A 6,194-nucleotide genomic window follows, 5' to 3' on the forward strand; every position below is an offset into this window, starting at 1 on the left:
ACGGGGCGGGAAATATATTACGAAAGGTAGCTGCACAGTTAGGCATTAACCTAACCGAGTCAGTTAGGGCAGTTTTGAACCTGCCGAAACGATACGATGTTTTTAGTAACCTAAAAAAATCATATCGTAAACGGAGTGAAGCGTCTCTTCAGAGCGCGTAACGACTCTGCTTAGAATCCCCCTGTTTCAAACAGGGGGAGAGTTCAAAAATGATTGATTAGCTTTGTTTCTCACCAATCTGAGCAAGAGGGAATTAGTAACTACACTCACCGAACTTAAAGCCATCATTGCGCCAGCGGCAGAGGGACTGAGCATTGTCCCCCAGCCATACCAGTAGAGCAGTCCTGCTGCTGCAGGAATCCCGATTAAGTTATAAATAACCGCCCAAAATAGATTTTGACGAATCTTGGCGAGGGTGGCTTGGGATAATTCGATCGCGTAAACTACATCCAACAATCGATCGCGCATTAAGATAATATCAGCTACTTCGATCGCGACATCGGTACCCGCATTCATGGCAATGCCCAGATCGGCTTGAGCCAAGGCTGGCGCATCATTGATACCATCGCCAATCATCGCTACTCGATTTTGGATTTTCTCGATCGATGAATCTATTTGCTCATCATCAATAATGTTGCGATCGTTCGAGTTCGTCTGGAGAAATTGGATAATTCGGGCTTTATCTTGAGGAAGAACTTCTGCATGGATGTCTGTAATTCCTAATTGCTGGGCGATAAGATTAGCGACTGGTTGTCTGTCTCCAGTGAGTAGAACTACCTTCAAACCCATGCTTTGCAATTGTTTGACTGTCTCGATCGCATCCGATCTCAATCGATCGGTGACAGCCATTACTCCCATCATCGGACTCGATAACGTCAGATCGCCCACGCCAGAAATTGCCACATACATCACGGTTTTACCCGCTACCGTCAACTGCTCCCCAGCAGTTTTCAATTCGCTTTCAATCTCGATGCCGCGTGTATTCAACCAGCTTTGATTGCCCACAATTACTTGATATCGTCCGCACCCAAGAGTGCTAAATTGCCCTGGTTCCTCGATCGATACCTCGGCATAGACACCTAATCCAGCTTCAGTATGAGAACCGAGCACTGTTGGTAAAGTGAGATTCAATCGGGTGGCTTCCTGTTGAATCGCCACCGCTAGCGGATGATTGGTGACACTTTCCGCCGCTGCTGCAAGTCGGAGTAACTCAGTCGGATGGATTGAATCGGTTGTAAAAATATCTGTAACTTGTGGCTTTCCTTGAGTCAGTGTCCCAGTTTTATCGAATACCACCGTATCGATCTGCTGCACGGATTCCAAGACATCGCCACCCTTAATCAATAATCCCGATTCCGCACCAATCCCCGTCCCCACGAGAATCGCCGTCGGCGTGGCTAAACCTAATGCACAGGGACATGCTACCACCATTACCGCGATCGCGGCTTTCAGGGGCGTGAGGGTAGAAACTGGCGGATCTAAATTGGGGTGATGGATGCCGATAAAATACCAAAACAAGAATGTTAAGATGGCGATCGCGATTACGCCATAAGTAAAATAGCCCGCAACTGTATCGGCCAACTTCTGGACTGGAGCCTTGCGAGTTTGGGCGGATTCAACGAGGGCGATAATTTGGGCGAGAGTAGTATCATCTCCCGTGCGGGTGACTTCGATCGAGATCGCCCCAGATTGATTCACCGTTCCAGCAATGACAAAATCTCCCACCTGCTTGAAGACAGGGATCGATTCTCCCGTAATTAGGGACTCATCGATCGTCGTCTGTCCCCAGCGAATCACCCCATCTGTAGGGATCTTTTCACCTGGGAGTACCCGCAAATATTCGCCGACTTTCACCTGTTCTACCGGAATTTCGATGGCTTGGGGACGCTCTGGATCTGGACTGACTAATCTAGCTGAGATTGGCTGGAGCGATAATAATCGATCGAATGCATACGCCGCCCGATGTTTAGCTTGTTGTTCGAGAGTGCGCCCCAGGGTGATAAACCCAATAATCATTACTGGTTCTTCAAAGAAGCATTCCCAACCTAAATTAGGCAGCAACAAAGCGACGACACTGGCGATATAGGAAGTAATTACCCCCAAACCCACGAGGGTATTCATATTAGGATTGCCATACGACAGACTCCGCCAACCATCTACGAGGATCGCTCTTCCTGGAAATCCGATCGCGAGTGTGGCCAAACCCCAATGCCACCAAAAGTTATTTAGTGCCGAATAGCCATGATGCAGGTGGGTAGTAGGTTGAGTAAAATGACCGAACGCTGATAATATTAGTAGGATACCTGCGGTAACTGTTTGCCATAACAGTTGTTTAGATTCTTTGGCGTATTTTGCCTGTCTTTGGTGCGATCGATCGGCATGAGAATTGAGATCGCTGACAGTCCGAGCCTGACTGGGAAAACCGCTAGCTGTCAGTTTCTCAGCAAGATCGACAGCATTAACTATTTCTGGTGCTGTGGAAATTGCCGCTACCCCAGTCAGAAGATTGACACAGGCAGATTTTACCCCCAATTGGGCGAGGAGTTGTTTTTCGACCGCACTCACGCACCCAGCACATTTCATCCCCGCGACATCCAGGACGATCGTGGTTGGAGCTGATGCGGCGATAGTAGCTGGAGTTGGATTGCTTTTAACCATACTGAGAGCGGGGAGTTGGGAGTTCGGCTACTCGCTATGTTAACGTAGTCTCCGATTCCGCGCCCTAAAAATTTAACCGATCGCATCTTGCAATTGAATTTAGCACCAAGATTGTTCGTCAGGTGGATTGTGCAACAACTCACGAATGTTCGCTTCGATGACCCGATAACCCACATTACCATTCAGTCGCTGTCGTCCTTCATTAAAAATCAAGGTCGGACTGACTGTGACGTTATGTTCTTTGACTAAATCGAAATCTCTGGATAACTCTGCATAGGCTTCGCCACTATCGATTTGCGCCTTGATTTTATTAATGGGCAATCCCAAATCCTTGGCGATTTCCAACTGCACCTTTCGATCGGCAACATTCGCTAATTTGGTGAAAAAAGCTTCGCGAAATGTCCGTGTAGCAGTTTCAAATAGGCTATGTGAGTGTCGATTTTTGACTATTTCTTTATCTTCTAATAACTTAATCGCTCTGAGAAATAAATGACAGGAAGTCGATGAGTAGGGAATGTCGATTGTCCAAATATCTGGATGAATGCTGATATGGTTGAATTTGGCAGCGACTTCTTTGACATGATGACTATAACCACCAAAACCACCACGATCTCGCCAACGATTTTCTAACTTACGATGGGCATCACCAAACACTGGCGTAAAATGCAGATCGATCGAGACTCGATCCTCGAAGGTTGATTTCAATTCATCTAGACGAATCTGTGCGATGTATGCCCAAATACATAAAACATCGGAAAAATAAGAAATACGAATCGGTTCCATGATTAGTTAAAGATGTAGCCTATATCCTGGCGTAAGCATCGCGTCTGTCGCTTTAGCAGGGGTGAAAATGAATTAGTAGATCTGGCGGTCTCTAATTTTAGCGGATAGCCGCACGATGATGAAGTCTATCGCAATTTGCGATAAGAGATCGATCCTCTTCTAAAGATACTACTCGATCAAACACCCTCATTTTAGCTTGGGGAGTCATCAAATCGGTTTTTCTATGAAGATAGTGAAATCACTCAAACCCATTCTAAAGAAGGCTTGCGCTCAGTCCGTACACAATCTTGAAGATAGAGATTAATTAGATTTTGGTAGGGAATTCCCGTTTGATCAGATAACTTCTGAAAATAGTCCACGACATTATCTTCCAGATTAATGCTCACCTGTTTTTTTAGCTTCTTCAGATAAGGGTTAGGAACAGATTGTGAAAAGTCGTATTCATCTCTCATATCAAATAACCTTTATATTCTTTTGTTCTGTTTTAGTCGCTTTACGAGCAGAAATAATCCGAATACTTTCATCATCTTGTCGATACACATGGCATACGACTATTAACTTAAAAGATTCACTCATCCCCAATAAGATATAGCGATCTTCATCTTGTGAGTGGTCTGGATCGTAAGAAGTACGTGCATTAGAATCGTAGAAGGCAGTTTCAGCTTCCTCAAATGATATGCCATGCTTGAGATCGTTTGTCTGAGCCTTTTTCGTGTCCCATTCAAAGGTTATCTCATCCATGTAGATCGATCGAGTGATATCATACTGATTTTCCCAGGTGTTAACAGTATCTCTATTTTAGCAAAATCATCAACAGCAGGATCGATTCTCCAAGGAGAGGCTATCGCCAACGAACCCCCTCATTTTAGCTTGGGGAGTCATCAGATCGGTTCTTCTAGGAAGATAATAGAGATCTAGTCGATCGAGATTAAGCAAATTTTAGACCATTTCGCAACCCACTATATTTTTTGTTAAAATAGTGGAGAAATTCGAGAGCGAAATAAATACTGATGACGACCATCGAACAGTTAACGATCGACAAAATCCGAAATCTACCATCTGATTTACAACAACAGGTGTTGACATTTGCTGAATTTTTAGAGTTTAAACAGCAACAAATAGAAGACGAAGGATTACTCAAAGCGATGCAAGAAACTAAAGATGATGAAACCATCGATCTTACCAATGCTAAGTTATTTCTAGAGCGATAATGAAGGTCACATATAAAAAGAAATTTCTCAAAGATTTAAAAGCTCTCCAAAGCACAGAGGCTTACGAGAAAATTTGTGATTTGGTATTAGAGGAAATACCCAACGTGGAAGATTTAAGCACGATTGCCAATTTATCGAAATTAAAAGGTGACGAGACTGCTTATCGGATTCGGGTTGGTGATTATCGGATTGGGTTTTTTATGGAAAATGATGAGATTGTGATGAGTAGAGTGTTGCATCGATCGGAGATTTATCGTTATTTCCCCTAAAATCGATCGAACCCCATCATTTTAGCTCGGGGAGTCATCTGATCGGTTTTTCTGGGAAGATGATGAGATCTAATCGATCAAGAATAAGCAAATTTTAGACTATTCCACACCTCACTATGGCAAAGCTCTCTCAAGAAATCCGAGCAACTTTGAGCCAACAGAAAGAGCAACTGTTAGATCTTATTGACGAAGCAAAATCCTTAGAATTCATCCTTTTGGACAGTGTTGGTGAAAATCAGGAGACAATCTCAACTCTAGAACAACTGACGGAAATAGCCGAACAAGCTAGAACCAAGCTTTCGCAACTGTCAACTCTTCACTTGCGGATTGCAGAAGTACAACCCACTATCTCTAACGATCTGCTAAAATTGATGAATGAGGCAATCGCAAATATCGAAAGTCGAATTCCAGCTTTAGAGCGGAGTCTAGAGGAAATTAAACTAGATTGGAGATTGAAATGAGTTTTATCCCTACTATCCCAGATCCAGAAAAAATTAAGCAGACTTTAGCTAAAGCACATCGAAATTGTCAAGAAATGGAGTTGGCAGGTATTCAACTAGAAGAAGTTATTGCCAAACTCGATCGAGAGATTTTGACTCAGCGAAAACAACGGCTAGGAAAAGCATTAGAGCAAGGACAAAATTAGCACGATCGATCGAATCACCCACCCCATTCATCAAGGGTGATCGATCCTCTTGCTCCAGAAGCTACACCAACGAATCAAGCCTTACCAGAAAGATAATAAAATCACGATTACCTACGGTAGGCTACGCCAACGAATAGAATGTTAGATCGATCTAACATTTATCGTTATTTCCCATAAAAATTAAATGTCGATCGAGTGCATTCGTTTAAAGTCAGCAAGTTGCTTTCTTTATAGCTCTTCAAGATGCCAACACCCAAATGGATTATAAAGAGGGTCAGAATCATCGTATCCCTCATATTGTCTATGTAGAATCTTAAACTTAGGTGCTTCTATGGCAATGCTAAATGTATGCCCATTTTTCAAGTTTGGCTTCTCAGATAACTGATAATAGTTGAAATCATTTAGGATTTGACTTGCATCTTGAGGAGCGACACTGCGGCTCAAAGACACATCAGGCAATCCAAAATTGTGCATACCACAGGAATAATAATAGCTTTGTCCACCAATCAAAGTTACGAAAGCATTGTAGAGTGATGATAAACTACCATCTTCGGCAAGAACACGCCAATCTTCAGCAGTATGAGCTAACCCACCAGATTCAATCTTGACGGCTAAACCACCTGCATC

General features: G+C 43.4%; 9 protein-coding genes. 4 read left to right on the top strand and 5 right to left on the bottom strand.

Features of this window, described 5'->3' with window-relative positions; genetic code table 11:
• Nucleotides 1-186: 186 nt before the first annotated feature.
• The 4 genes from RMO55_RS08820 to RMO55_RS08830 form a co-directional block, all read right to left on the bottom strand.
• Complete coding sequence (locus RMO55_RS08820) at nucleotides 187-2,658, bottom strand: heavy metal translocating P-type ATPase (protein WP_310425871.1); 2,472 nt, start codon at nucleotides 2,656-2,658, stop codon at nucleotides 187-189.
• A gap of 99 nt (nucleotides 2,659-2,757) precedes the next feature.
• Nucleotides 2,758-3,441, bottom strand: coding sequence for a DsbA family protein (locus RMO55_RS08825; RefSeq protein WP_310425872.1), 684 nt, complete (start codon nucleotides 3,439-3,441; stop codon nucleotides 2,758-2,760).
• Nucleotides 3,442-3,683: 242 nt separating this feature from the next.
• A complete protein-coding gene (locus RMO55_RS22215; RefSeq protein WP_396134236.1) occupies nucleotides 3,684-3,893 on the bottom strand; it encodes a CopG family antitoxin in 210 nt (69 codons plus the stop codon).
• A gap of 1 nt (nucleotide 3,894) precedes the next feature.
• Nucleotides 3,895-4,182 (bottom strand): BrnT family toxin, encoded by a 288-nt coding sequence (locus RMO55_RS08830; RefSeq protein WP_310425874.1) that lies wholly within the window; start codon nucleotides 4,180-4,182, stop codon nucleotides 3,895-3,897.
• 269 nt (nucleotides 4,183-4,451) lie between these two features.
• On the opposite strand from RMO55_RS08830, the gene RMO55_RS08835 reads away from it, so the two are divergent.
• The 4 genes from RMO55_RS08835 to RMO55_RS08850 all read left to right on the top strand — a co-directional run bounded on the left by RMO55_RS08835 (nucleotide 4,452) and on the right by RMO55_RS08850 (nucleotide 5,567).
• On the top strand, nucleotides 4,452-4,652 hold the full coding sequence (locus tag RMO55_RS08835) for a DUF2281 domain-containing protein (protein ID WP_310425876.1): 201 nt from the start codon (nucleotides 4,452-4,454) through the stop codon (nucleotides 4,650-4,652).
• On the top strand, nucleotides 4,652-4,921 hold the full coding sequence (locus RMO55_RS08840) for a type II toxin-antitoxin system RelE/ParE family toxin (protein ID WP_310425877.1): 270 nt from the start codon (nucleotides 4,652-4,654) through the stop codon (nucleotides 4,919-4,921). The genes RMO55_RS08835 and RMO55_RS08840 overlap by 1 nt, the downstream gene beginning before the upstream one ends.
• Before the next feature lie 116 nt (nucleotides 4,922-5,037).
• Nucleotides 5,038-5,382, top strand: coding sequence for a hypothetical protein (locus RMO55_RS08845; protein ID WP_310425879.1), 345 nt, complete (start codon nucleotides 5,038-5,040; stop codon nucleotides 5,380-5,382).
• Nucleotides 5,379-5,567, top strand: a complete 189-nt coding sequence (locus tag RMO55_RS08850; protein WP_310425880.1) for a hypothetical protein — start codon at nucleotides 5,379-5,381, stop codon at nucleotides 5,565-5,567. The genes RMO55_RS08845 and RMO55_RS08850 overlap by 4 nt, the downstream gene beginning before the upstream one ends.
• Nucleotides 5,568-5,795: 228 nt before the next feature.
• Here the strand turns inward: RMO55_RS08850 and RMO55_RS08855 are convergent.
• Nucleotides 5,796-6,194 (bottom strand): DUF4261 domain-containing protein (locus RMO55_RS08855; RefSeq protein WP_310425881.1); only part of this gene is annotated, 399 nt, incomplete at its 5' end.

The organism is Chamaesiphon sp. VAR_48_metabat_135_sub (genome assembly GCF_031418915.1).
In the GTDB taxonomy this organism is placed as follows: Bacteria; Cyanobacteriota; Cyanobacteriia; order Cyanobacteriales; family Chamaesiphonaceae; genus Chamaesiphon.

Excerpts from the sequence above, each read along its gene's own strand:
- RMO55_RS08820 (WP_310425871.1), bottom strand. The coding sequence starts at position 2,658 with ATGGTTAAAAGCAATCCAACTCCAGCTACTATCGCCGCATCAGCTCCA.
- RMO55_RS08825 (WP_310425872.1), bottom strand. The coding sequence starts at position 3,441 with ATGGAACCGATTCGTATTTCTTATTTTTCCGATGTTTTATGTATTTGG.
- RMO55_RS08835 (WP_310425876.1), top strand. The coding sequence starts at position 4,452 with ATGACGACCATCGAACAGTTAACGATCGACAAAATCCGAAATCTACCA.
- RMO55_RS08830 (WP_310425874.1), bottom strand. The coding sequence starts at position 4,182 with ATGGATGAGATAACCTTTGAATGGGACACGAAAAAGGCTCAGACAAAC.
- RMO55_RS08850 (WP_310425880.1), top strand. The coding sequence starts at position 5,379 with ATGAGTTTTATCCCTACTATCCCAGATCCAGAAAAAATTAAGCAGACT.
- RMO55_RS08845 (WP_310425879.1), top strand. The coding sequence starts at position 5,038 with ATGGCAAAGCTCTCTCAAGAAATCCGAGCAACTTTGAGCCAACAGAAA.
- RMO55_RS22215 (WP_396134236.1), bottom strand. The coding sequence starts at position 3,893 with ATGAGAGATGAATACGACTTTTCACAATCTGTTCCTAACCCTTATCTG.
- RMO55_RS08840 (WP_310425877.1), top strand. The coding sequence starts at position 4,652 with ATGAAGGTCACATATAAAAAGAAATTTCTCAAAGATTTAAAAGCTCTC.